Here is a 23,836-nt window from a genome sequence, read left to right as displayed (position 1 = left end):
TATCTTGATAAAACACCGAGGCGCGGGGCTGGCCCGCTCCTTGCTATCTCTTATGCCGAAGATGTTTCCGAGGGGTCGCCTGTGGTCGGTCGTACGTCAGATGTAGCGGCAAGCGCGCAAGTCCAGAGCGCGCAGCAAAAGCCTGCCCGGTCGCAGGCGTCGAAAGACACGTCCAACGACTCCTTCGGTTCGCTGGTCGACAGCAACACTCAAGCTATCAGCGACAGCGCGTCGTCCCCGGACACCGCACCGCGCCGGACCGATTCCTCGTCGTCCTCGGACAAGAGCCCGCGCGATCATTCGGCGACCGACCCGTCCTCGCAGAGCAAGGCCAGTGACGACACCGACAATTCCGCGCCGGCCAAGAACGATACCAAGAACGACACAACGGCCGATCCGGCCAGGGCGGATAGCAAGACCAAGGACAAGTCCGAGACATCCGACGCCAAATCGGCGGACAAGTCCGACGACACCAAGGATAAGAAGACCGACGGCACCGATGGCCTTGCCGCTGTCGATGCCGCCGCAACCGCGCAGATTGACCCGACGCAGGCCGCCGTGCCCGACCCCAGCATCGTGGTGGCCGCGCCGGTCGTGCCGCTCGATCCGAACGCGGCCGCGAACCAGGCCGCCAGCACCGCCTCCTCGCCGCTGACGATCGCCGCCGCCGGCATCGCCGCCAGCGCATCCACCGCGGCGCAGATTGCCGGCGCCAAGACCGATACCGCGACGCCGGGCGACAAGAGCGCCAAGACCGCGGGCGCCAAGGTCGATGCCGCTACCTCGGCGACGCTGGCCGATGCCACGACCGACGCGACCGCGACCGATGCGAAGCCCAATGGCGGCCTGATCGCCGCCGTCGACCAGGGCACGCCAAAAACTTCGTTCAAGGCCGTCGCGACCGCGCAAGGTGGGAGCGACGTCTCCAATATCGGCCAGGACACCGGCAAGGCGAACGCCGCGCAGACTCCGGCGACGGCAGCGTCCGCCAACGCGGTGCATCCGCAAGCCGACAAGCCGCCAATCGATGCGAACGCGGCCGACGCCAAGGCTGGGACTTCCGACCGCACGGCCGATGCGACACCGGCGACGGCAGCACCGCATGCCCATGCGGGCACGCAGGCCGCTGTCCCCACGACCGACACCAGCGCGCTGGCAGCCTCTGCCGTGCAGGCGCCGCTGACCAATACCACTTCGGCCACGACCGCGACGCTCACCGCGACCGCGGCGAATGCCAACGCCATTCCGATCAGTGGCGTGCCGATCGAGATCGCGGCGGCCGCACGCGCGGGCAAGACCCGGTTCGACATCAGCCTCGATCCGCTCGACCTCGGCCGCATCGATGTCCGCATCAATGTCGACCGCAACGGCCAGATCACCTCGCATCTCACCGTCGAGAAGCCGGAGACGCTGCAGATGCTGCGGCAGGACGCGCCGCAATTGCAGCGCGCGCTCGACGATGCCGGCCTCAAGACCGGCAGCAATGGGCTGTCCTTCAGCCTGCGCGACCAGAATTCGTCGGGCCAGAACTCCGGCCAGAACAACGACAATGGCGGTAATGCCCGCCGGCTGATCATCAGCGACGAGGAAGCAGTTCCCACAGCCCCGGTCGGGCGCAGCTACGGCCGCATGCTCGGATCGAGCAGCGGCGTCGACATCAGAGTGTGAGGAGTATCGAGACATGACCACCACGACTGGCGCCACCGCTCCTTCGGTCGTCTCCGGCACGACCGATCTGACGAAATCCTCCACGTCGAGCTCGAGCCTGGGCTCGACCACCGGCGCGACGCTGGCGGGCAACTTCCAGACCTTCCTGACGCTGCTGACGACGCAGCTGCAGAACCAGAACCCGCTCGATCCGCTCGACACCAACCAGTTCACCCAGCAGCTGGTGCAGTTCGCCGGCGTCGAGCAGCAGCTCAAGACCAACGACTCGCTCTCCCAGCTGGTCACCCTGCAACAGACCACGCAGGCGACCCAAGGCGCTCGGCTTCGTCGGCAAAACCGCCCTGGTTGACGGCACTACGGCGTCCATGACGAATTCGTCGGCGACCTGGCATCTCAACGTGCCCAGCGACGCGACGGTCGACATCACCGTCGCCAATGCCAGCGGCCAGACCGTGTTCACCGGCAAATATACCGCCGGCGCCGGCGCCGACGTTCCGTTCACCTGGAGCGGCATGGGCAACGACGGCACGCAATGGCCCGACGGCAAGTACACGATCTCGGCCACGGGCAAGGATGTCGCCAACAACAATGTCGGTATCGCCGCGCAGGTGCAGGGCACGGTGTCGTCCGTCGACCTGACCCAGTCGCCGCCGCTGCTCACCATCGACGGCGCCAGCTACACCCTGAGCCAGGTGAAGAGCATCATCGCCACGGCCAGCAATTAAGGCCTGGGTGCACGGTTGAGAGGCCTTGCGACACCCCGCGCAGGCCTCGTTCGTTAGTAAAGTATTTAAAATACCCCCTCGGCCTGCCTGGATGCACCCTTCCCGCCGGTCGAGACGGCTGCGTTCCAGCCATTTTCAACGAGAATTGTATTGAAGCCTTAGGCTTAGCGGATTTTTAAGCCGCGATGCCTATGGTTGTGGCGTGAGTTCAGTGGTTGAGAGTTTGTGAGTACGCCATGACAGAACCCCATCGCCCGAGGGTAAAATACGTCATCGGGCCGGACGGCAGTCCGCTGACGATTGCAGATCTGCCCGCACCCGGCACCAAACGCTGGGTTATCCGCCGCAAGGCCGAAGTCGTTGCCGCTGTGCGTGGCGGGCTTCTCTCCCTTGAGGAGGCTTGCAGCCGTTATACCCTGACGGTAGACGAATTCCTTTCCTGGCAGTTTTCCATCGACCAGCACGGTCTGGCGGGGCTTCGCACCACCCGCATCCAGCAATACCGCCAGTAGGCAATCCGGAAATCTGCGGCTTTTGACGAAAATCGGGCTCGCCTCGCGAGGCCGATTTTTTTCATGGCGCTACTTTTGTCGCAGCTCTTAACCTTCGTTAACCATATCGAAACCATCACCTAGGCAATAATTGCCCAGTCGGCCTTTCCTGTGAAAGCAGCCGAATCTATCGGGGCGGTTGCTTGCAAGGTCTTGCGGACTTTCTGAAGGGTATCGGAGCCGCCCGGTTCGGGGCGATGATCGCGGTTACCGCCGCGCTTGTCGGCTTTTTCGCGTTCGTCATCATGCGCGTCACCACGCCGCAGATGACGACCCTGTTCACCGACCTCAGCGTCGAGGACTCCTCGGGCATTATCAAGGACCTGGAGCGCCAGGGCATCCAGTTCGAGCTGCGCAACGAGGGCACCATCATCATGGTGCCCAAGGACAAGGTCACCCGCCTGCGGATGAAGCTCGCCGAGGGCGGCCTGCCCAAGGGCGGCGGGGTCGGCTACGAGGTGTTCGACAAGTCGGACGCGCTCGGCACCACCTCTTTCGTCCAGAACATCAACCATCTCCGCGCGCTGGAAGGTGAGCTCGCCCGCACCATCCGCGCCATCGACCGCATCCAGGCCGCCCGCGTCCATCTGGTGCTGCCCGAGCGTCCGCTATTCTCGCGCGAGGCGCCGGAGCCGTCGGCCTCGATCGTGGTCCGGGTCCGCGGCGCGCTCGAAGCCCAGCAGATCCGCGCCATCCGCCACCTGGTCGCCTCGGCCGTGAACGGCCTGAAGCCGCAGCGGGTCTCGATCGTCGACGAGACCGGGCAGCTGCTCGCCGACGGCGCCCAGACCGATCCGGACCAGCAGATCGGCGACGAGCGCCGCACTGCCTTCGAGAAGCGGATGCGCAAGCAGGTCGAGGACATCGTCTCCTCCGTGGTGGGGACGGGGCGCGCCCGGGTCCAGCTCTCCGCCGATTTCGACTTCAACAAGATCACCCAGACCTCGGACAAGTTCGATCCCGAAGGCCGCGTGCTGCGCTCGAGCCAGACCCGCGAAGAGCAGAGCATGACCGCCGACAACAACGGCCAGGTCACCGTCAACAACGAGTTGCCGGGCAACCAGCAGAACAGCGGCGTCGCGGCCAAGGACCAGAGCAAGAAGAGCGAAGAGACCAACAATTACGAGATCTCCCGCACCACCAAGACCGAAGTGACCGAGGCCGGCCGGGTCAACCGGATCTCGGTCGCGGTGCTGGTCGACGGCATCTACTCCAAGAACGATAAGGGCGATCTGGCCTACCAGGACCGCACCAAGGATCAGCTCGACCGCATCGCCACGCTGGTGCGTTCGGCGATCGGCTTCGACCAGAAGCGCGGCGACCAGGTCGAGGTCGTCAATTTGCGCTTTGCCGACGCCCCCTCGACCACCCCGATCGCCGAACCCTCCGGCCTGCTCGGCATGCTCCAGTTCACCAAGGACGACGTCATGTACTTCGTCGAGCTCGGCGTGATGATGCTGCTCGGCCTGATCGTGCTGTTCCTGGTGATCCGGCCGCTGGTCAAGCGCATCCTGGCATCCGACGAAGTCGCAGCCGCCATCTCCGGCGTTCTGACCGGCCCCGCCGCGAGCGACGATGCAGCGCCCAGCAGCCAGCCGCTTCTGCCGGGCGCCGCCGCAAGCGCGATCGACGTCGCTACCATCCAGGGCCAGGTCCATGCCCAGTCCGTCCATCGCGTCGGCGAGCTCGCCGAGCGCAACCCCAACGAAACCGTCGCCATCATCCGCCAGTGGCTGACCGAACCAGCCAAATAATCCGCGTCAAGTGAATCAAGAAGTGATCTGACATGGCCGCTGCCCTGCAAAATGCCAACTCCAACGACATCACCAGCGTGATCTCCACGCTTGGTCAGCGTGCCGGCAGCCGTGGAGGTGCGAAGGTCGAAGCCGTGGTGGGGCCGAAGCGTGCCGCAATCCTGATGCTGGCGTTGGGCGAGCAATATGGCGGCAAGATCTGGTCGCTGCTCGACGACGACGAAGTGCGCCAGCTCTCGCTGGAGATGTCGACGCTCGGAACCGTCGAGGTCGACACTGTTGAGGACATGCTGCTCGAATTCGTCTCGCGGATGTCGGCCTCCGGCGCGCTGATGGGCAATTTCGACGCCACCGAGCGGCTGCTCCAGCAATATCTTGCACCCGAGCGCGTCAACGGCATCATGGACGAAATCCGCGGTCCGGCCGGCCGTAACATGTGGGAGAAGCTCTCCAACGTGCAGGAAGAGGTGCTCGCCAACTATCTCAAGAACGAATATCCGCAGACCATCGCGGTCGTGCTGTCGAAGCTGAAGCCGGAACACGCCGCGCGCGTGCTCGGCATCTTCCCCGAGGATCTGGCGCTCGACGTCGTCAACCGCATGCTGAAGATGGAGGCGGTCCAGAAGGAGGTGATCGAGAGCGTGGAGAAGACGCTGCGCACCGAATTCATGTCCAACCTGTCACAGACCCGCCGCCGTGACGCCCACGAAGTGATGGCGGAAATCTTCAACAATTTCGACCGCCAGACCGAAACCCGCTTCATCACCTCGCTGGAAGAGGACAATCGCGAATCGGCCGAGCGCATCAAGGCGCTGATGTTCACCTTCGACGACCTCGTGAAGCTGGATTCCGGCTCGGCCCAGACCTTGATGCGCAACGTCGACAAGGACAAGCTCGGCGTCGCGCTCAAGAGCGCCAACGAGGACGTCCGCAATTTCTTCTTCGGCAACATGTCCTCGCGTGCGGCCAAAATGCTCCAGGACGACATGGCGGCGATGGGTCCGGTCCGCCTGCGCGACGTCGACGAGGCCCAGGCGCTGCTGGTCAACCTCGCCAAGGACCTCGCCGCCAAGGGCGAGATCATGCTGACCAAGAACCGCGCCGACGACGAGCTGGTGTATTGATGGGCGCTCCGGCAAAATTCCTGTTCGACAACGACTTCGCCGCGCCCGACCGGACGCGCGAGAAGGCCGCAACTGCGGCCGAGATCGCCCAGAAGGTCGCGGAAGCCGAGGCGCGCGCCTATCAGGACGGCTTTGCCGCCGGCCAGCGCGAGGCCAAGGCCGAGAGCGACCGCCGCGTCGCGCTCGCGATGGAAGAGATCAACATCGGAATCCGGGGCATTGCCTCGGGCATCGGCAACATCGAAACCAAGATGGAGACCGAGGCGGTCGACGTGGCGGTGGCGGTGGCGCGTAAGCTGTGCGCCGATCTGGTCGCCGCCGAGCCGCTCGGCGAGATCGTCGCGCTGATCAAGGACTGCTTCTCGCATCTGGTCGCGACGCCGCATCTCGTCATCCGCATCAACGACGCGCTCTACGACGCGGCCCGCGAGAACATGGAGCGGCTGGCCAAGCAGAGCGGCTTCGAAGGCCGGCTGGTGATTCTGGCCGAGCCCGAGATTGCTACCGGTGATTGCCGGATCGAATGGGCCGATGGCGGCGTCGTGCTGGAGCGCGGCGCCATCACAGCCAAGATCGACGAAATGGTGGGACGCTATGTTGCGTCCCGCAGGGGGAGCTAAGCCATGAGCGACACTGACGGACAGGTCCCGCTGCCCCGATCTCAACGGCCCGATGCCGCCTGCCGGCACCGACGTCGGCTACAACGAGGACGAATATGCGATGCGCGCCGCCGCCGACCTCGAGGCCGTGTTCGACGTACCGGTGCAGGTCTCGGCCGTGCTCGGCCGCTCCAAGATGGACGTCAGCGAGCTGTTGAAGCTCGGGCCCGGGACCGTACTCGAGCTCGACCGGCGCGTCGGCGAAGCCATCGACATCTACGTCAACAACAAGCTGGTCGCCCGCGGCGAAGTGGTCCTGGTGGAGGACAAGCTCGGCGTGACCATGACCGAAATCATCAAGGCTGAACGCGCTTAAAGCGATGACGCGCGGCAGCGCGACCAGACGGACAGGAGACTGATATGCGGCTTCTCATCGTTGGCACATTGAAGGGCCAGCTCACCACCGCCACCAAGATCGCGATGGCGAACGGTGCCACCGTGACCCACGCCGAGGATCACGAGCAGGCGATGCGCGTGCTGCGTGGCGGCAAAGGCGCCGACCTGCTGCTGGTCGACGTCGCCCTCGACATCCGCGACCTCGTGATGCGGCTCGAAGCCGAGCACATCCACGCTCCGATCGTCGCCTGCGGCATCACCAACGACGCCCGCGCCGCGGTTGCCGCGATCCACGCCGGCGCCAAGGAATACATCCCGCTGCCGCCGGACCCGGAGCTGATCGCAGCCGTGCTGGCCGCGGTCGCCAACGATTCCCGCGAGCTGGTCTACCGCGACGAGGCGATGGCCAAGGTGATCAAGCTCGCCCAGCAGATCGCGGGCTCGGACGCTTCCGTGATGGTCACCGGCGAATCCGGCACCGGCAAGGAAGTGCTGGCCCGCTACGTCCATACCCGCTCGGCCCGCGCCAAGCGCCCGTTCATCTCGATCAACTGCGCCGCGATCCCCGAGCATCTGCTGGAGTCCGAACTGTTCGGCCACGAAAAGGGCGCCTTCACCGGCGCGATCGCCCGCCGCATCGGCAAGTTCGAGGAGGCAACCGGCGGCACGCTGCTGCTCGACGAAATCTCGGAGATGGACGTCCGCCTGCAATCGAAACTGCTCCGCGCTATCCAGGAGCGCGTGATCGACCGCGTCGGCGGCACCAAGCCTGTCCCGGTGGACATTCGCATCATCGCGACCTCGAACCGCAATCTGGTTGAGGCCGTACGCGAAGGTACGTTCCGCGAGGACCTCCTGTTCCGGCTCAACGTCGTGAATCTGAAGATCCCGCCACTGCGCGAGCGTCCCGCCGACATTCTCGAGCTCGCCCAGCACTTCGTCAAGAAATACGCCGAAGCCAACGGCGTGCCGATGCGCCCGATCTCGGCGGAAGCGCGACGCGTGCTTTCCGCCAACCGCTGGCAGGGCAACGTCCGCGAACTCGAAAACACCATGCACCGTTCGGTCCTGATGGCGCAGGGCGACGAGATCGGCGCCGACGCCATCCTCACGCCGGACGGCGACCGCCTCGACCTCGCCAAGACCGCGCCGGCCGTGGCGCATGCCACCATGGCCGCCGAGCAGGTAACGCGGGCCCTGGTCGGCCGCACCGTCGCCGATGTCGAACGCGACCTGATCCTGGAGACGCTGAAGCACTGCCTCGGCAACCGGACCCATGCCGCCAACATCCTCGGCATCTCGATCCGCACGCTGCGCAACAAGCTCAACGAATATTCCGACGGCGGCATCCCGATTACGCCCGCCGGCACGCCGGGTGAATATCCGCGCATGCCGATGGTGGGGGCGTAGGCGCTCTACGCTGATCGAGAGAATGCGAATGCCCGGGCCAAGTCCCGGGCATTTTTGTTTGAATGCAGGCTACCGCCCTCGTCATTGCGAGCGCAGTAAAGCAATCCAGGATCTTTCCGCGGTGACAGACTGGATTGCTTCGCGTCGCTCGCAATGACGGCGTTGAGGGCGGTTCTCGCATAACGGGACCGCGCTACGTGACTAGGCCATCCGCAGGCAACGCCCTATAACCCCGCATGAAAACCACGCGAGGGTAAACATGTCTGAAGCTCAAATCACGGACTGGCTGGCGACGCAGCGGCAGGCGATGATCGACCTGCTGCGCGATGTCGTGAACATCGATTCCGGGTCCTATGACAAGGAAGGCGTCGATGCGGTCGGGGCGCGGTTCGAGCGGCATTTTGCCGAGCACGGCATCCCGTTCCGGCGTGAAAACAACGCCACCTTCGGCGATGCGATCCATGCCGACGTCGCAAAGCCCGGCAGCAACGAGAAGCCGGTGCTGTTGATGGGACATCGCGACACCGTGTTCGGCAAGGGCGAGGCCGGGCGGCGTCCGTTCACGATCCAAGACAAGCGCGCCTATGGTCCGGGCGTTGCCGACATGAAGTCGGGCGTCGTCATGAACATATTCGTGGCGACCGCCTTCCATAAATTCGGCGGCAGCCCGCACCCGATCAAGGTGCTGATCACCTCGGACGAGGAGATCGGCTCGCCCTCCTCCCGGCCGGTGATCGAGCGCGAAGGACGCGCGCCGCGCGCGCCGTGTTCAATTCCGAGCCGGGCCGCCCGACCGGCAATATCGTCACGGGGCGCAAGGGCGGCATCTTCATGCATGTCGCCATCACTGGCAAAGCCGCGCATTCCGGCGCCAATTTCGTCGCCGGCGTCAGCGCGATCGGCGAGCTCGCGCACAAGATCGTGCAGATCCACGCGCTGACCGATCTCGACAAGGGCATCACGCTGAACGTCGGTCTCGTCTCGGGCGGGCAGTCCGTCAACACGACGGCGCCTTATGCGGAGGGGCAGATCGACATGCGCTACGTCGATCCCGCGGATCGTGCGAGGGTGATGGCCGCGATCGAGACGATCATCGCGACGTCTTTCGTGCCGGGCACCAGCGCGACGCTGACGGTCAAGGGCGAGTTCGTCCCGGTGGTGCAGAGCGCCGATTCAAAAGCGCTGTTCGAAACTTATCAGTCCGCCGCAAAGCAGGCCGGCCTCACCACGCTCCAGGGCGAGTTCTCCGGCGGCCTGCGCCGATTCCGGCTTCACCGCCGCGGTCGGCACGCCGACCATCTGCGGCCTCGGCCCCGTCGGCGGGCTCGCGCACACGGCGGAGGAATATCTCGAGCTCGACAGCATCGTGCCTCGCGCACAGGCGCTGGCGCTGGCGATTTTGCGAGGCTAGTCGCACACACTCCGCCGTCATGGCCGGGCTTGTCCCACGCATCCACGTCTCTCCGGGAATCGCGGCTACGCGTGGATGGACCAAGCCCGGCCATGACGAGGAGAGAGCCGTCACGAATAACTCGGCGCGTCCGGCTTGCGGAAGATGTGGATGGGGTCGCCCGGCACGATCGGTTGGCCGCTGAACATGGCATAGGCGTAGAGCGCGAGATAGGCGATCGCGAGCGCGCCGATGGCGTAGAAGGCCCAGGTCGCGACGCGTTTCATCATTGCGCTCCATTGCCGTCCCGGCGGGAGGCCGAGGTGCTTCTAGAGCGATGAAAGCGAAAAGGCCAGCCTGTGCGTCCCTCGTCCGGCGGCGATCAAATGCCGCGCCGGAGGTGGGTGGGAACGCTGACGTCCGCAAGCCTGGCCGCGTCTTCGTCCTGATCGACCGCCACGTACTGGCCGTGCCAATAGGCCAGCGCAGCGTTGCGGGTGGAATTCCTGACATCCCGGACACGGCCGATGACGATGCCATGCGAATGGCGCTCGACGATCTCCTCGACCTCGCAATCGACGGCGGACAATGCGCCGACCAGCAGCGGAACGCCCGAAACCGCCGTTACCCACCGGGCGCCCGCGAAACGATCGACACCCTTGAGCCCTCCCTTGCCGGCAAAGCGCTCGGCGACGTCGAGCTGATCGGCCGCGAGGATGTTCACGCCGAAAGCGCCGTGGCGCCGGATCAGCGGGAAGGACGAGGCATCGCGATTGATGCTGACGATCAGCGTCGGCGGCTCGACCGACAGCGAGGCGACGGAAGTGACCGTCATGCCGGTAATGTCCTTGCCTCGCCCGGCGGTGATGACGCTGACGCCGCCGGTGAGGTGGCGCATGGCGCCGCGGAAATCGGCGGACGTGACGGCAATTTCGGTCATGAGATCGCGGGGCACTACATTCATGGCATCGCCCCCAAACGGGGTCCCTCGCTATTTAGGTACGATCGTCCGCCGACAAAAGGTGGCTCAGGATCGAGCCTTCGAGACCCGCGAGCTCGGCCGAGCCGCGTTCGCGGGGCCGGGCCGTGTTAACCACGACGTCATGGGCGATCCGTCCCTCCTCGATCACCAGCACCCGGTCGGCCAGCGCGACCGCCTCGGCGACGTCGTGGGTCACCAGGATCGCGGTAAAGCCCTGGTCGCGCCAGACGCGCTCCAGCAACCGCTGCATCGAGATCCGGGTCAGCGCGTCCAGCGCGCCGAGCGGCTCGTCGAAGGCGAGCACCCGCGGACGCGAGACCAGCGCGCGGGCAAGGGCAACGCGCTGCTTCTGGCCACCCGACAGCACCGAGGGCCACTGGTCGCGCTTGTCGGTCAGCCCGACCTCGGTCAGCGCCTTCTCGGCGCGCGTGTGCGCGTCACTGGATGAACGATCGCGACCGAGACCGACCTCGACATTGGAGAGAACGCGAGCCCAGGGCAACAGCCGGGGCTCCTGGAACATCACGCGGATATCCTCGGGTTTCACCGCGTCGCCGAGCGAGATGCTGCCGGCGTCAAACTTTTCCAGGCCGGCGATCAGGCGAAGCAACGTGCTCTTGCCGCAGCCGCTCTTGCCCACGATCGCAACGAACTGGCCGGCCGGGATGTGCAAATCAATGCCGCGCAGCACCTCATTGTCGCCGTAGGATTTGCGCAAAGCCCGGATGCTGAGCGGCAAGCCGCTGGTCTGCGCCGGCCGTTCCTCGCGCAGCACACGGGCGTGAGGCGCGAAATTGGCGCGGCTGGCGAGTTCGGTTTCCGGAAGGGAGGTACGAAGGGCTGTCTGCATGTCACTCTCAACGTTTCTGGAAGGCGGGGTGCCAGGAGAGCATCAGGCGCTCCAGCACGCGGGAGGCGCTGTCGGCGAGCTTGCCGAGCAGCGCGTAGATCAGGATCGAGAGCACGACGACGTCGATCAGCATGAACTCGCGCGCCTGCATCGCCATGTAGCCGAGGCCCGAAGACGCCGCGATGGTCTCGGCGACGATCAGGGTCAGCCACATGATGCCGAGCGCGAAGCGGATGCCGACGAAGATCGAGGGCAGCGCGCCCGGGAAGATCACGCGTCGGAACAGCTCGCCATCGCTCATGCCGTAGATGCGGCCCATCTCGATCAACTGGGGATCGACAGTGCGGATGCCGTGCAGCGTGTTGAGGTAGATCGGGAAGAACACGCCGAGCGCCACCAGGAACAACTTCGCGCTCTCGTCGATGCCGAACCACAAAATGACCAACGGGATCAGTGCCAGATGCGGCACGTTGCGCACCATCTGGAGCGTGGTGTCGGTGAGCTTTGAGGAGAGCTGCGACAGGCCGTTGGCGAGACCGAACGCGAAGCCGATACTGCCGCCGATCAGGAAGCCGATCGAGGCGCGCCAGAACGAGACCCAGATGTTGCGCACGAGCTCGCCGGAGAGCAGCAGCTTCCAGCCTGCGAGCATGACGTCGCTCGGCGCCGGCAGCACCCGCGTCGGCACAAAACCGGTGACGCTGGCAACCTGCCAGATCGCGATGATGGCGAGCGGCACGATCCACTGGATCAGGCCGTCGAGGCGCGGCAGGCGAAAACTGCGCGGGAACGAAACGCTGTCGATCAGGCTCATGACTGCGACACCTTGTGCTGCGGACGGAAGTCGCTGCCGACCGTTTCACCAAAGGGGCCGCCGTTGAAGTGAAGCTTGGTCACGTTGCTGGGCTGCTCCAGCGAAAGCAGCGGGAACACCAGCTCGGCGAAGCGATAGGCTTCCTCCAGATGCGGGTAGCCCGACATGATGAAGGTATCGATGCCGATGTCCTGATACTCCTTGATACGGGCCGCGACGGTCTGGGCGTCGCCGACCAGTGCCGTGCCGGCGCCGCCGCGCACGAGGCCGACACCGGCCCACAGGTTCGGAGCGATCTCGAGCTTGTCGCGCTTGCCGCCATGCAGCTGTGCCATGCGCTGCTGGCCGACGGAATCCATCCGCTCAAAGTTCTTCTGCGCCGTGGCGATGGTCTCGTCGCTGACATGCTTGATCAGCTCGTTGGCAGCCTGCCAGGCCGCTTCATTGGTCTCGCGGACAATCACGTGGAGCCGGATACCGAAGGACAATTTTCGGCCACGTGCTGCGGCGACCTCCCTCACCTTGGCGATCTTCTCCGCGACCAGCGCCGGCGGCTCACCCCAGGTGAGATATTTGTCGACGGCGTCGACGGCGACGTCGATGCCGGCATCCGACGAGCCGCCGAAATAGAGCGGCGGCCGCGGCGACTGCACCGGCGGAAACAGCAGCTTGCCGCCTTCGACATGGATGTGCTTGCCCTCGACATTGACGGTCTTGCCGGCGAGCAGGTCGCTATAGACGTTGAGAAACTCGCGGGTGACCTCGTAGCGCTCGTCATGGCCGAGGAAGATGCCGTCGCCCTTGTTCTCGACGGGATCGCCACCGGTGACGACGTTGACGAGAAGACGGCCGTTTGTGATGCGATCGAGCGTCGCGGTCATGCGCGCGGCCACGCTCGGCGATTGCAGGCCGGGCCTGACGGCCACGAGATAGCGCAGCCGCTCGGTGAACGGCGCGACCGAGGAGGCGACGATCCAGGAATCCTCGCAAGATCGCCCGGTCGGCAGCAGCACGCCGAAATAGCCGAGCTGGTCGGCGGCCTGCGCGATCTGGCGTAGATAGTTGAAATTGACCTCGCGGCCGCCGACGCCGGTGCCGAGATAGCGGCCGTCACCGTGGGTCGGCAGGAACCAGAGGATGTTGGCGTTTGCTTGCTTGCTCATGTGCTTGCTCATGATCCTGGCTTCCGCGCCACGTCGGAAATCTTGATGGATTTGGGAATCAGGTTGAGCGCGAAGAACGCGTCGGCAACCTGCTGCTGATCGGCGACGACGGCGTCGGTGATCGGCTTGATGCCGTAGGCCTGCCGCTTCAGCGCCACCTCGACCACGGGGACCGGCAGGCCGATCGCGGGCGCCAGCTGCTCGGCAACCGCGTGGATGTCGCCCTCGGCCCAATCGTCGACCGCGCTCAGCTCGGCCAGCACGGCGTCGACGATCTCAGGATTGGCTTCGAGGAATTTCTTCGAGGAGAAATAGAACTGGTAGTTCGCCACGATGTCGGTGCCGTCGGCGAGCGTACGTGCGCCGGTCGCCGCTTCCGCGGCGGCCTGGAACGGATCCCAGATCACCCAGGCATCGACCGCGCCGCGCTCGAAGGCGGCGCGCGCATCGGCTGGCGCCAGAAATACCGGCTCGATCTCGGAATATTTGACGCCGGCCTTCTCGAGTGCCTTGACCAGGAGATAGTGGACGTTGGAGCCCTTGTTGAGCGCGACCTTCTTGCCCTTGAGATCGGTGACAGACTTCAGCGGGCTGTCTTTCGGCACCAGGATCGCCTCGCCCTTCGGGGCCGGCGGCTCGTAGGCGACATACTGGATCGGGGCGCCGGCGGCTTGCGCGAAGATCGGCGGGGCTTCGCCGGTGTTGCCGAAATCGATCGCGCCGACATTGAGCGCCTCGAGCAGCGGCGGGCCGGAGGGGAATTCGGTCCACACCACCTTGTAGCCGTTGGCCGCGAGCTTCGGCTCCAGCGTGCCCTTGCTCTTGAGCAGCACCAGCTTGCCGTATTTCTGATAACCGATGCGAACCACCTTGTCTTGACCGTAGGAGGTGCCGACCGCGGCGGCGACGATGCCGATCGACAGCACGATGGCCGCGATCAGACGCTGAATGATACGTCTCATGTTCAAACCCTTCTGGATGGGAAGATCGGTCGGCACGATCAGGCTGCCGGGTTGCGCCAGACGATGTCGCGAACGACGATCGGCTTGGGGATCAGGCCGAGCTTGTAGAAGCGGTCGGCAACGCCCTGCTGGGTGACGACGATGTCGTCGGTGACGGGGCCGACCACGAAGTTCGCGCGATTGGCTGCGACGGTCTGGATATCCAGCGGGACGCCGGTGATCGCGGCGAGCGATCTCGCGACCTCGTCGCGGTTCTGTTCGGCCCATTTGCCGGCCGCCGTTGTCACGTCGACGATCTGTTGCAGGATCGCACCGTGGTTCTTCGCGAAATCGCGGTTGGCGATGTAGAAGGAATTGGTCTTGGTGACCTCGCGTGCATTGATCAGGATGCGGCCGCCCTGCTTGGTCTCGCCGATCGCAAAATACGGATCCCAGATCGCCCAGGCCTCGATGCTGCCATTGGCAAAGGCAGGCCCGGCATCCGGCGGCGTCAAATAGACCGGCGTGATGTCGGCGTAGGTGAGACCGGCCCTTTCCAGCGTCTGCACCACGATGTTGTGGGCACTGGAGCCCTTGGTGAAGCCGATGCGCTTGCCCTTCAAGTCAGCGATGGTGCGTATCGGCGAGCCCTTCGGCACCAAAATGCCCTGGCCGTTGGTGATGGGCTGGCCGGCGGCATAGACGATTGCCGCGCCCGCGGCCTGGGCGAACACCGGCGGGGAATCGCCGACCGAGCCGAAATCGACGCTGCCGACATTCATCGCCTCCATCATCGGAGGCCCCGAGGAAAACTCGACCCATTTCACCTCGATGCCTTGCGGATTGAAATGTTTTTCCAAGGACGCCTGCTGGCGCGTGATGACGAGCACGCCGGTCTTCTGGTAGCCGACCCGAATTTCCTTCACCGCGCTTTGTGACGTTCCTTGCGCTTTGGCGCGCGAGGCGAATGCAGCGACTGCCGCAGTTCCAACGGATAATTTGAGAAAGTCGCGACGCTGCATTCCGCACTCCCGGCCGCACGTGGCCGTCATCATTCGTCTTGCACAAATGATGGTGCGACTTATCGGAGGTGTCGAGACGCGCGAGAAAATAGCGATGCGAGCACTGCGCCCGGTGCCGCGCGCACGATTAATCTTTCAAGCGGTGGAGCGAATGAAGATGGAATTTTTCTGCACGCGGATGTGAGTCCCGAGCGCGTTGGGTCTCACGACGCGTGACCGGACCAAAAACCGCGAAAACAACCCCATGCACAGTAGCCGGGGCGTGCGAAAACAATGACTTACGTATATCCGAAATTCGTTTGACTCGCCGGGCAAAACGGGGGCAAGATGAGACCGTGGCGGCGTTCGGGATGGACCCGCCTCTGGCGGGCTAATGCAGCCACCTCACCGGCAAATTCTGCAGCCCGCGGAACGCCCAGCCGCCGACCCGCACCGGCTCGTCGTCGGCCAGCTCGAGCTTTTGGGCACGCGCGAACAATGTCGGCAACGCGACATCGGCGATCATGGCGCGCGAGGCCCAGGCGCCGGCGCAAAAATGCGGACCGGCGCCGAACGCGACGCTCTTGGCGGTATCACGCCGCACGTCGAACTGGTCGGCGCGCTCAAAATGCTGCTCGTCACGGTTGGCCGAGCCGAACATCAGGAACACACGCTCATCAAGTTCGAACGAGACGTCGCGGATGCTCCACGGCTTTGCGATGCGCCGCGGCGACATGCCGATCGGCGAGATCCAGCGGGCATATTCCTCGAAGGCCTGGAGCCAGGTCACCTCGCCTTTGCGCACCAGATCGAGCTGCTCGGGATGGGACAGCAGCGCCCACACCGTGCCGGCGATCGCCTTGCGCGGTTCGTTCTGGCCGCCTGATATCGCGAGTTTGACGTTGGCGCGCACGCTCTCCATCGACATGCCCGAAGCAAGCAGCACGCCAAGGATGCTCCGGTCAGGATGCTTGCGCATCACCGGCAGGATGTCGTCGATCGCCGCATCGATGCCTGATGTCGCCGCATGGCAGCGCGCCTCGACGGCCGTATCGCCGCTGTAGTTGGCGATGCCCTCGATCATGCCCTGCGACCATGCATCCATGTCCCCAAAGCCGATATTGGTGAGGCCGGTAATGGACTTCAGGCATTCGCCGGAGAACGGCAGCGCGAAGTCGCGCATGAAGTCGATCCGGCTGCCCGGAACGATTGCATCGATGATGCGGTCAGCATGCGCCTGGAATTGCGCGGTCCAGTGCGCCTTCACTGTCTTCGGCGACACCGTCGGAAACATCGCGCGGCGCTCGACCTGGTGCGCCTCGCCGTCCTTGCGCATCATGTTGTGGCCCATCAGCCGATTCATCAGGCCTGCGGGCTGGTGCGAGGAGAACACGTCGATCTGCTTCTCGGAGATCGAGATGTCGTCGCGGCGCGTCAGCAGCGTCGAGCCGAGCTGCGGTACGAAGGCGATCGGCGCCTCTTTACGCATTGTCGCGAGCATCGGGTAGGGGTCGGCCCAGAACGCGACAGGGTCGATGTCGATGCGCGGCGCGGTGCTCAAGACGGCCTCCCCTGAATTCTCCTGTGCTTCAGGACAGACTAGCGAACTCCGCGGCCCGGGTCTGTCCCTAGCGATAGGGACGTACGGAATTGGAGTTACTGGGCCTCGGCAATCTTCGGTCCAGATGACTGCATCTGCGCGTTAGTTGCCGAGGGTCGGTTCGACAGCGATGCCGGGTCCGGCGATCGGGAAGCGGCGTCGGGCGGTGCTCCCTCGGATGGTCGACGGGCAGCGGTAGTTGGAAGCACGATCACTTTCGCTCCGATCTTCACCCGCTCAAAAAGGTCCACGACGTCTTCATTGGTCAGGCGGATGCAGCCGGACGAAACCCGCTTCCCGATCGTATCGGGCTTGTTGGTGCCGTGAATTCTATACTCGGTTTCGCCTAGATACATCGCCCGAGCGCCGAGCGGGTTGCCGGGGCCGCCCGCCATAAACCGCGGCAGATAAGGCTGACGCACAACCATCTCCGCAGGCGGACGCCAATCCGGCCATTCTGTTTTACGGGCCACAGTCTGCTCACCGGACCACGTGAAACCTTCGCGGCCAACACCGATGCCGTAGCGCATCGCTTGCCTGTCGTTCAGAACGAAATAAAGGAACGTGTTTCCGGTATCGATGATCACGGTGCCCGGCGCCTGGTGGCTGGTGTAGTCAATGACCTGCCGAACAAATGCTCCGGGACCGTCAGCAGCTTTTGGTGGTTCGACTTGAGGCGCCCGGGCCGGAATCGGAGCCGGCGCTGATGCATGAACTGGAGTTGACACGTAAACCGGAGTTGACGACGCCATGGCTTGGTTCGCAGACGGTTTTCGGATCGGTTGTACGCTCGCCGGGCGAGACAGCAAACTGTACCCCAATGCTGCGATGGCCACGGCGCCAATCGCAACTCTCCCGGCCATTGGAAGTGCGAGCGTCTCCGCCTTTCCACGTTTGGCCCGCTTACTCATGTCTCTCCCCAGGTCACCATGCCCAAGAGAGTTACCCAGCAAAATTTAAGAAACTTCGAAGCGATCTCGCTCAGACTGGAACCGTGAAGATGGTTAACGCCGAACTTTTGTCGGGCCATGAACGGACAATATGCGGTCCGTCACCCAGGTTTTGCTAGACGGGGTAGCGCCACCGCAGAGCGCGGCGGACGACAACCAGCGCCAATATATTTGCTGGGAAGCTAAACCACAGGATCGTCGGGACCGCCAACGCGATGCATGCATGGATCAGGTAAATAACCTGCCCGATAAAACCGGCAAGCAGCCCGACTCTGGTCCAGCCCAATAGTGTTCGCGGTACCCAATCATCGGACTCGCCGATTAGATAGGCTGCGATCCATTCCGACAAGAATTCCATGCTCTGCTTTGACACCCGGCCCTTCGCGGGCATTTAAGAACTCGCTTCAATATCGATCAAGTCCACTTCGGGTCAACAGTCGACGATCCCGGCGGGCGAACTGCGCGCCGCTTTGCTCGGAAGCAGATACCGCGGACTTAGCGTCTCCCTCAATTCAGGCTGCGGGGGCCAGCCAGCAGGCGGAGCACGATGGCAAACAGCTCGCTCTGCGAGGAGATGCCGAGCCGCTCATAGGCGCGTTTGCGGTAGGTCAGCGTCGAATGCAGGCTGATGCCGAGGGCTTGCGATATCGCCTCGGAGCTGAAGCCTGCGAGGATGCGACGGCAAACGTCCTGCTCGCGCGGGGTGAGGCTGGCGAGCGGCGTGCACGTCGCAAACAGCGTGGCGAGAGTCTGGTCGGTGGTCGCCGCGCCTTGCTGGAAATGGCGCGCCACGCTCGCGCCGATGGCCGGTGCAATGGCTCGGAGCCGCTCATGCTGCGCGGCGCTGAAACGGCCCTGGGCGGCGATGCGATAGAAATTGACGTAGAAGCAGGTGTCGTCGACCCAGATCGCGGTCGCGCATTTGTCCACGATGCCGGAATCCACAAAGAACATTTTTCGGTAGCGCGCGCCGTACATGCGGGGCGCGAAGGCCGGCAGTACGATCGGCGCGCGCCCCTTCCCTTCGAACAGCGCATCGCGGTTGGGGTCGGATTCGTGGAACTGCCCGGCATAGGCCGCGCCCAGATCGCCGCCGATCGGGATGTTGCCGGCATCGAGCAGGCAGTGTGCGGCGCCGGCACGGCTCAACGCGAACACCATGCAATGCCCGACATCGGCCTGCCGACGCAGCGTGTCGATTAGGACATTTGGAAAGTCGGGGCGGCCGATCGCGAGCACCGCGGGCGCGATGTCGCCGGCCGCCAAGCTTGAGCCTGAGCCTGTCCCGCGGGACCGCATCGTTCTCTCCCTGCCGCGTTTTGCCGAAGCCTATCAGCAAAGATCGCGGGCCGGAAGACGCCCTACCCCGCCGCCGCCTTCGCTGGCGCGACGGTGACGGCGAGCTTGCCGTAGCGGTCGGTGAAGGCCTCCGTGTCGATCTCTTCCAGCTTGATCTCACCGCTCATCACGCCCTGCTTCCAGGTTTCCTGCGCGGGATCGTTCTGGAACTCCGGCATCACCTCGCGGCCGAACAGCTCGAGCGATTCGCAGATATGCTCGTGACTGTTCTTGCCCGCTTGATTAAGCAGGATCACCTGGTCGATATGCGAGCTCTGGAAGCGCTTCAGCTTCCTGCGGATGGTCTCGGGCGAGCCGATCAGGCCGCCGCGCAGCGCGGCCTCCTGCGCCTCGGGATTGTCGCGCTTCCACTTGTTGTACTCGTCCCACATGTTGACGGTGTAGGGCGCGGGACGCTGGCGGTTCTGCGAGGCGCCGTAGAAGCGCAGCGCGAACTGGAAGAAGGTGGCGCCGTCGGCGCGGGCGCGGGCCTCCTCGTCCGTCTTGGCGCACATGAAGAACGACACCAACGCCATGTTCGGGTTGATCTCATAGTCGGCGAGCTTTGCCAGACGCTTGGTCATGGCGTTGTAATAGGCGTGCACCCAGGCATGCGCGGCGTCCGCGCTGACGAACTGGAAGCCGAGCGCGCCAAAGCCGTGACGGCCGGCACGTTCGATAGTCGGCAGCTGCGAGCAGGCCATCCACAACGGCGGATGCGGCTTCTGCACCGGTTTCGGCACGACATTGCGCAATGGGATGTCGAAGTACTTGCCGTGATGCTCGGAGCCCGCGTCCTTGAACATCGGGAAGATCGCACTGACCGCTTCCTCGAAAACTTCTTTCTTCGTTTCCATGTCGCGTCCGAACGGCGTGAGTTCGGTAATGGACGCGCTCTCGCCCATGCCGAACTCGCAGCGGCCGTTGGAGAGCAGGTCGAGCACGGCGACGCGCTCGGCAACGCGGGCGGGATGGTTGGTGGTGAGCTGAAGGATGCCGTGGCCAAGCCTGATGTTCCTGGTGCGCTGGCTGGCCGCCGCGAGGAAGGATTCCGGCGAGGGCGAATGCGAGTATTCTTCGAGGAAGTGATGCTCGACAACCCACGCATGGTCGTAGCCGAGCCGGTCGGCGAGTTCCATCTGCGACAGCGCATTCTGGTAGAGCCTGAGCTCGTCGCCGGCCACCCAGGGCCTTGGCAGTTGCAGCTCATAGAAGATGCCGAACTTCATGACGCCGTCTCTCCCAAGTTTTCTTGCCCACTTATTGTTCTTGCGCTCATCTTAATGCGCGAGGCGGCGCTGTCTACGGAGCAGCAATTCCGTCGTGCGGGAGAACGATTCCTCGGCCGCAAGTAGCAGTGTGCGCCATAAGTGCATGTTTGGGCCGCTTGGCCTGAGCGAGCGCCTCGTCCTTCGAGACGACCACTTTGCGGTCTCCTCAGGACGAGGCTGAGCGGCATCTTTGCCTGTCGAAAGCGCTGCCACGCACTCCGTCCTCATCCTGAGGGCCCGCCAAAGGCGGGCGTCTCGAAGGATGGGCGGCAGGGAAACGGCAGTTAAATGCGATTGTCCTGCGCTTGAACCGGCGGTGCGAATGGTTAGTTTTGGGGATTGCGAATCGCTCCGTTTCGCCCCTCCTCAAGACAGACATGGCCACATTCACCCCGCATCAGGATGCCGCGCTCAAAGCCGTTGGCGATTGGCTGAAGGCAAAACCCGGCCGCAACGGCACGCCGCCGGTATTCCGCCTGTTCGGCTTTGCCGGCACCGGCAAAACCACGCTGGCGCGGCACATTGCCGACGGCGTCGACGGCGAGGTGAAGTTCGCTGCGTTCACCGGCAAGGCGGCGCTGGTCATGCGCAACAAGGGTTGCGACGAGGCCTCCACCATCCATTCGCTGATCTACCGCACCCGCGAATCCGGCGAGGAACAGCCGAGCTTCGAGCTGTGGGACGACGCCCCGGCCTCGAAGGCCAAGCTGATCGTGATCGACGAATGCTCGATGGTCGATGCCGAATTGGGCCGCGACCTGATGTCGTTCGACTGCCCGCTGCTTGTGCTGGGCGATCCCGCGCAGCTGCCGCCGATCCAGGGCGCCGGCTTCTTCACCAATACCGAACCCGACGCGATGCTGACCGAGGTGCACCGCCAGGCCCAGGACGACCCGATCGTGCGAATGTCGATGGACGTCCGCGAGGGACGTGAGCTCGACATCGGCCGCTATGGCGAGAGCGAGGTGGTGTCGCGCAAAGAACTCGATCCCGATCGCGTGATGGCCGCCGACCAGGTCCTGGTCGGCCGTAACAACACGCGGCGCGCGTACAATATGCGGGTGCGTCAGCGCCAGAATATCGAGGACACCTTTCCGGTCGCCGGCGACAAGCTGGTGTGCCTGCGCAACAACCGCAAGAAGGGCCTGTTCAACGGCGGCCTGTGGCGCGTGAAATCGCGCAACACCACGCGCTCGAAATCGCGCATTCTCAGCATGCGGCTGTCGCCGGACGAGGATCTTGGCCACAAGGTGACGAAGGTCTCGGTGCGCGCCGACTGCTTCGAAGGCGGCGTCGAGGCGATCGCCTGGGAGCAACGCAAGCCCTATGACGAGTTCGACTACGGCTATGTGCTGACCGTGCACAAGTCGCAGGGCTCGCAATGGGACGACGTCGTGCTATTCGACGAGAGCTTTGCGTTTCAGGAGAGCCGAGCACGGTGGCTGTACACGGGGATCACGCGGGCGGCGAAGCGGCTGAGCATTGTGGTGTGAGACCGTGGGGTGGGTTAGCCGAAGTCGTAACCCACCATGCTTCAGCGAATGCGGAACGAAGTTCGCGGTTACGCTTCGCTAACCCGCTACGCACGTACGATCTCTCACTTCCCAGCAACGAAATAAAAATCCTCGCGCCCCGGCGGCGAGCCGTACGAAAACGGCTGCTGCTCGTGCTTGGTCACAACCCAGACGTCGTCGCGGACGATGTCGAACAGTTTTCGGATCTCGACGCGCGGCACCTTGATCTCGCGGGCGAGCGCGGTGGCGAAGGGGCTGTCGGCGCCGCCATCGCCGTCCATCGCGGTCTCGCCGTGCTTGGCGGCGTAGACCACCATGAAGCCGGCGCCGGGCTCGATGTTAGAAAAGCCCTTGTCGACCAACTTGAGCGACAGCGTGCGCTGCATGGTCGGCGCGAACGGATTGTCACGGCAGGCATCCAGCATCACCAGACGCACCTTTTCGCGCGGCGCCGACGGCGGCAATCACCTGCTCCAGCGCAACCGCCTGGGTCTCGGCGTCCCTGTCCGCGGCGAGCTTGGCGTCGACAGGAACGAGATAGTTGACGCCGCCGATCTCGAAACCGTGGCCGGCGTAATAGACCACCGCCCAATCCGCCTTCTCCGCCTCGGCGGCAAACGTCTGCAACGCTTCGAAGAATTTGTCGCGGGTCAGGTCGCTGACGGATATCACGGTCTGGAAGCCGACATCGCGCAGCACGCTTGCGATCATTTTCGAGTCGCGGGGCGGGTTGGGCAAGGCGTGGACGTTCTTGTAGGCGCCGTTGCCGATCACAAGCGCCACACGGCGCCCCGTTGATCCGGCCGGCGCCTGCGGTGTCAGCGCGGCGAGCCGTTCCCGCGCGATCGCGCGGGCGCGCGCGACGTCGAGCTCGTCGAACTTCGTCAGCGAATAGGCTGCCGCGCGATAGTCGGCGCGGGCCTGGGCGAGATCCTTCTTGCGCTCGTAGATCTGGCCGCGGCCTGAATGTGCCCGGACATTGTTCGGGTTGATCTGGATTGCCGTGTTGTAGTCCTTCAGCGCGGCGTCGAAATCGCCCTTCAACATGTTGACGTCGGCGCGATTGTTGATCGCGTAGGTGTTCTTCGGCTGCTTCTCGATCAATCCGTTGCAGTCGGCGAAGGCCTGGTCGTACTTGCCCATCATGCCGTAGGTGATGCAGCGGTTGCCGGTGATCTGCTGCGCGGCCGGGTCGATCTTCTCGGCCTCCGCGAAATCGGCGATCGCGCCGTCAAAATCCTGCATCAGCGTGCGCACGCGGGCGCGGTTGGTGTAGCCGAGCAGGAACTTGGGCGCGTATTTGATCGACAGGTTGAAATCGTCGAGCGCGCTTTGCAGCGCACCCCGGCGCAGCTGGATGATGCCGCGGTTGTTGTAGGGCACACCGTAGGTCGGGCGCTTTTGGAGCGCGAGGTTGTAGTCCGCCATCGCAAGGTCGTCCTGGCCCGTCCGCTCATGGGCGAGGCCGCGCAAATTGAGCGTGACGACGTTGTCGGGATCGAGATCGACGGCCATGGACAAGGTCTCGATCGCGTGGATGTAGTCGCGCTTGTTGATCAGCGTATTGCCGCGCACGGAGAGCGCGATGCCCTTGTCCTTGCCGGTGACACGGTCGGCGTTGAGCAGATTGTCGCAGGCCTGCGCCCTGGCCTGCGCATCCGCCTGGCGGTCGCGGCAAATGGCGAGGTCGTCGCCGGATTGCGGACCGGCCGCCGCGATCGAGCTCCAGGCGGCCAAGCCGGCGAGCACGACGACGAGGGTCAGGGATATGACGCGCAACATGTTGTCAGGTCAG

General features: G+C 64.3%; 20 protein-coding genes and 4 pseudogenes. 11 read left to right on the top strand and 13 right to left on the bottom strand.

Annotated features, from left to right (window positions below):
• Positions 1-81 precede the first annotated feature (81 nt).
• The 9 genes and pseudogenes from ACVWYI_RS07985 to ACVWYI_RS07945 all read left to right on the top strand — a co-directional run bounded on the left by ACVWYI_RS07985 (position 82) and on the right by ACVWYI_RS07945 (position 9,638).
• Complete coding sequence (locus ACVWYI_RS07985; protein WP_247343307.1) at positions 82-1,668, top strand: flagellar hook-length control protein FliK; 1,587 nt, start codon at positions 82-84, stop codon at positions 1,666-1,668.
• Positions 1,669-1,681: 13 nt separating this feature from the next.
• Positions 1,682-2,393: pseudogene (locus tag ACVWYI_RS07980) on the top strand (flagellar hook assembly protein FlgD).
• A gap of 236 nt (positions 2,394-2,629) precedes the next feature.
• A complete protein-coding gene (gene sciP / locus ACVWYI_RS07975; RefSeq protein ID WP_002714638.1) occupies positions 2,630-2,905 on the top strand; it encodes a CtrA inhibitor SciP in 276 nt (91 codons plus the stop codon).
• A 182-nt stretch (positions 2,906-3,087) separates the two neighbouring features.
• Positions 3,088-4,698: a flagellar basal-body MS-ring/collar protein FliF gene (fliF, locus tag ACVWYI_RS07970; RefSeq protein WP_247343301.1), complete on the top strand. Its 1,611-nt coding sequence runs from the start codon at positions 3,088-3,090 to the stop codon at positions 4,696-4,698.
• 32 nt (positions 4,699-4,730) lie between these two features.
• On the top strand, positions 4,731-5,822 hold the full coding sequence (gene fliG / locus ACVWYI_RS07965; protein ID WP_247343297.1) for a flagellar motor switch protein FliG: 1,092 nt from the start codon (positions 4,731-4,733) through the stop codon (positions 5,820-5,822).
• Positions 5,822-6,442, top strand: a complete 621-nt coding sequence (locus ACVWYI_RS07960) for a FliH/SctL family protein (protein ID WP_247343294.1) — start codon at positions 5,822-5,824, stop codon at positions 6,440-6,442. The genes fliG and ACVWYI_RS07960 overlap by 1 nt, the downstream gene beginning before the upstream one ends.
• 3 nt (positions 6,443-6,445) lie before the next feature.
• Positions 6,446-6,797: pseudogene (fliN, locus tag ACVWYI_RS07955) on the top strand (flagellar motor switch protein FliN).
• A 44-nt stretch (positions 6,798-6,841) separates the two neighbouring features.
• The gene (gene flbD / locus ACVWYI_RS07950; RefSeq protein WP_247343288.1) at positions 6,842-8,227 is read left to right on the top strand and encodes a sigma-54-dependent transcriptional regulator FlbD; all 1,386 of its coding nucleotides are present in this window, start codon (positions 6,842-6,844) and stop codon (positions 8,225-8,227) included.
• Positions 8,228-8,486: 259 nt separating this feature from the next.
• Positions 8,487-9,638, top strand: a pseudogene (locus ACVWYI_RS07945) (M20 family metallopeptidase).
• A gap of 110 nt (positions 9,639-9,748) precedes the next feature.
• On the opposite strand, the gene ACVWYI_RS07940 reads toward ACVWYI_RS07945, so the two are convergent.
• From ACVWYI_RS07940 to ACVWYI_RS07910, 7 genes are all read right to left on the bottom strand, one after another.
• Positions 9,749-9,907 carry a hypothetical protein gene (locus ACVWYI_RS07940; RefSeq protein WP_247343332.1) on the bottom strand — a complete coding sequence of 53 codons (159 nt, stop codon included), beginning with the start codon at positions 9,905-9,907 and terminating at the stop codon, positions 9,749-9,751.
• A gap of 92 nt (positions 9,908-9,999) precedes the next feature.
• Positions 10,000-10,581 carry a flavin reductase family protein gene (locus ACVWYI_RS07935; protein WP_247343282.1) on the bottom strand — a complete coding sequence of 194 codons (582 nt, stop codon included), beginning with the start codon at positions 10,579-10,581 and terminating at the stop codon, positions 10,000-10,002.
• A gap of 31 nt (positions 10,582-10,612) precedes the next feature.
• Positions 10,613-11,449, bottom strand: coding sequence for an ATP-binding cassette domain-containing protein (locus ACVWYI_RS07930; protein WP_247343279.1), 837 nt, complete (start codon positions 11,447-11,449; stop codon positions 10,613-10,615).
• Between the two features lie 7 nt (positions 11,450-11,456).
• On the bottom strand, positions 11,457-12,263 hold the full coding sequence (ssuC, locus tag ACVWYI_RS07925) for an aliphatic sulfonate ABC transporter permease SsuC (protein WP_247343275.1): 807 nt from the start codon (positions 12,261-12,263) through the stop codon (positions 11,457-11,459).
• Positions 12,260-13,426: an FMNH2-dependent alkanesulfonate monooxygenase gene (ssuD, locus tag ACVWYI_RS07920; RefSeq protein ID WP_247343272.1), complete on the bottom strand. Its 1,167-nt coding sequence runs from the start codon at positions 13,424-13,426 to the stop codon at positions 12,260-12,262. Before ssuD ends, ssuC begins: the two co-directional genes overlap by 4 nt.
• An 8-nt stretch (positions 13,427-13,434) precedes the next feature.
• Positions 13,435-14,388 carry a sulfonate ABC transporter substrate-binding protein gene (locus tag ACVWYI_RS07915; RefSeq protein ID WP_247343269.1) on the bottom strand — a complete coding sequence of 318 codons (954 nt, stop codon included), beginning with the start codon at positions 14,386-14,388 and terminating at the stop codon, positions 13,435-13,437.
• Between the two features lie 38 nt (positions 14,389-14,426).
• Positions 14,427-15,389, bottom strand: a complete 963-nt coding sequence (locus tag ACVWYI_RS07910) for a sulfonate ABC transporter substrate-binding protein (RefSeq protein WP_247343266.1) — start codon at positions 15,387-15,389, stop codon at positions 14,427-14,429.
• 19 nt (positions 15,390-15,408) lie between these two features.
• On the opposite strand from ACVWYI_RS07910, the gene ACVWYI_RS07905 reads away from it, so the two are divergent.
• Positions 15,409-15,573: a hypothetical protein gene (locus tag ACVWYI_RS07905; protein ID WP_456661631.1), complete on the top strand. Its 165-nt coding sequence runs from the start codon at positions 15,409-15,411 to the stop codon at positions 15,571-15,573.
• 186 nt (positions 15,574-15,759) lie between these two features.
• Here the strand turns inward: ACVWYI_RS07905 and ACVWYI_RS07900 are convergent, their stop codons facing one another.
• The 5 genes from ACVWYI_RS07900 to ACVWYI_RS07880 all read right to left on the bottom strand — a co-directional run bounded on the left by ACVWYI_RS07900 (position 15,760) and on the right by ACVWYI_RS07880 (position 20,485).
• Positions 15,760-16,929, bottom strand: a complete 1,170-nt coding sequence (locus ACVWYI_RS07900) for a cytochrome P450 (RefSeq protein ID WP_247343263.1) — start codon at positions 16,927-16,929, stop codon at positions 15,760-15,762.
• Between the two features lie 95 nt (positions 16,930-17,024).
• Positions 17,025-17,879, bottom strand: a complete 855-nt coding sequence (locus tag ACVWYI_RS07895) for a L,D-transpeptidase (protein ID WP_247343260.1) — start codon at positions 17,877-17,879, stop codon at positions 17,025-17,027.
• A gap of 154 nt (positions 17,880-18,033) precedes the next feature.
• Positions 18,034-18,309, bottom strand: coding sequence for a hypothetical protein (locus ACVWYI_RS07890; RefSeq protein ID WP_456661630.1), 276 nt, complete (start codon positions 18,307-18,309; stop codon positions 18,034-18,036).
• 116 nt (positions 18,310-18,425) lie between these two features.
• Positions 18,426-19,217: a helix-turn-helix transcriptional regulator gene (locus ACVWYI_RS07885; protein ID WP_247343258.1), complete on the bottom strand. Its 792-nt coding sequence runs from the start codon at positions 19,215-19,217 to the stop codon at positions 18,426-18,428.
• Between the two features lie 62 nt (positions 19,218-19,279).
• Positions 19,280-20,485: an LLM class flavin-dependent oxidoreductase gene (locus ACVWYI_RS07880; protein WP_456661629.1), complete on the bottom strand. Its 1,206-nt coding sequence runs from the start codon at positions 20,483-20,485 to the stop codon at positions 19,280-19,282.
• A 419-nt stretch (positions 20,486-20,904) separates the two neighbouring features.
• Between ACVWYI_RS07880 and ACVWYI_RS07875 the strand changes: the two genes are divergently transcribed.
• Entirely contained in the window at positions 20,905-22,020 is a 1,116-nt protein-coding gene (locus tag ACVWYI_RS07875; RefSeq protein WP_247343252.1) for an ATP-dependent DNA helicase, read from the top strand.
• Positions 22,021-22,124: 104 nt separating this feature from the next.
• Here the strand turns inward: ACVWYI_RS07875 and ACVWYI_RS07870 are convergent.
• Positions 22,125-23,823, bottom strand: a pseudogene (locus ACVWYI_RS07870) (caspase family protein).
• Positions 23,824-23,836: the final 13 nt, after the last annotated feature.

It is taken from the genome of Bradyrhizobium sp. LB13.1, from assembly GCF_054056815.1.
This window is presented reverse-complemented; position numbering and strand designations above follow the sequence as displayed.

Coding starts and splice junctions, on each gene's coding strand:
- ACVWYI_RS07880 (WP_456661629.1), bottom strand. CDS start 20,485: ATGAAGTTCGGCATCTTCTATGAGCTGCAACTGCCAAGGCCCTGGGTG.
- ACVWYI_RS07875 (WP_247343252.1), top strand. CDS start 20,905: ATGGCCACATTCACCCCGCATCAGGATGCCGCGCTCAAAGCCGTTGGC.
- ACVWYI_RS07890 (WP_456661630.1), bottom strand. CDS start 18,309: ATGCCCGCGAAGGGCCGGGTGTCAAAGCAGAGCATGGAATTCTTGTCG.
- sciP (WP_002714638.1), top strand. CDS start 2,630: ATGACAGAACCCCATCGCCCGAGGGTAAAATACGTCATCGGGCCGGAC.
- ACVWYI_RS07885 (WP_247343258.1), bottom strand. CDS start 19,217: ATGCGGTCCCGCGGGACAGGCTCAGGCTCAAGCTTGGCGGCCGGCGAC.
- ACVWYI_RS07940 (WP_247343332.1), bottom strand. CDS start 9,907: ATGATGAAACGCGTCGCGACCTGGGCCTTCTACGCCATCGGCGCGCTC.
- ACVWYI_RS07930 (WP_247343279.1), bottom strand. CDS start 11,449: ATGCAGACAGCCCTTCGTACCTCCCTTCCGGAAACCGAACTCGCCAGC.
- ACVWYI_RS07935 (WP_247343282.1), bottom strand. CDS start 10,581: ATGAATGTAGTGCCCCGCGATCTCATGACCGAAATTGCCGTCACGTCC.
- ACVWYI_RS07910 (WP_247343266.1), bottom strand. CDS start 15,389: ATGCAGCGTCGCGACTTTCTCAAATTATCCGTTGGAACTGCGGCAGTC.
- fliG (WP_247343297.1), top strand. CDS start 4,731: ATGGCCGCTGCCCTGCAAAATGCCAACTCCAACGACATCACCAGCGTG.
- ACVWYI_RS07895 (WP_247343260.1), bottom strand. CDS start 17,879: ATGAGTAAGCGGGCCAAACGTGGAAAGGCGGAGACGCTCGCACTTCCA.
- ACVWYI_RS07960 (WP_247343294.1), top strand. CDS start 5,822: ATGGGCGCTCCGGCAAAATTCCTGTTCGACAACGACTTCGCCGCGCCC.
- ACVWYI_RS07915 (WP_247343269.1), bottom strand. CDS start 14,388: ATGAGACGTATCATTCAGCGTCTGATCGCGGCCATCGTGCTGTCGATC.
- ssuD (WP_247343272.1), bottom strand. CDS start 13,426: ATGAGCAAGCAAGCAAACGCCAACATCCTCTGGTTCCTGCCGACCCAC.
- flbD (WP_247343288.1), top strand. CDS start 6,842: ATGCGGCTTCTCATCGTTGGCACATTGAAGGGCCAGCTCACCACCGCC.
- ssuC (WP_247343275.1), bottom strand. CDS start 12,263: ATGAGCCTGATCGACAGCGTTTCGTTCCCGCGCAGTTTTCGCCTGCCG.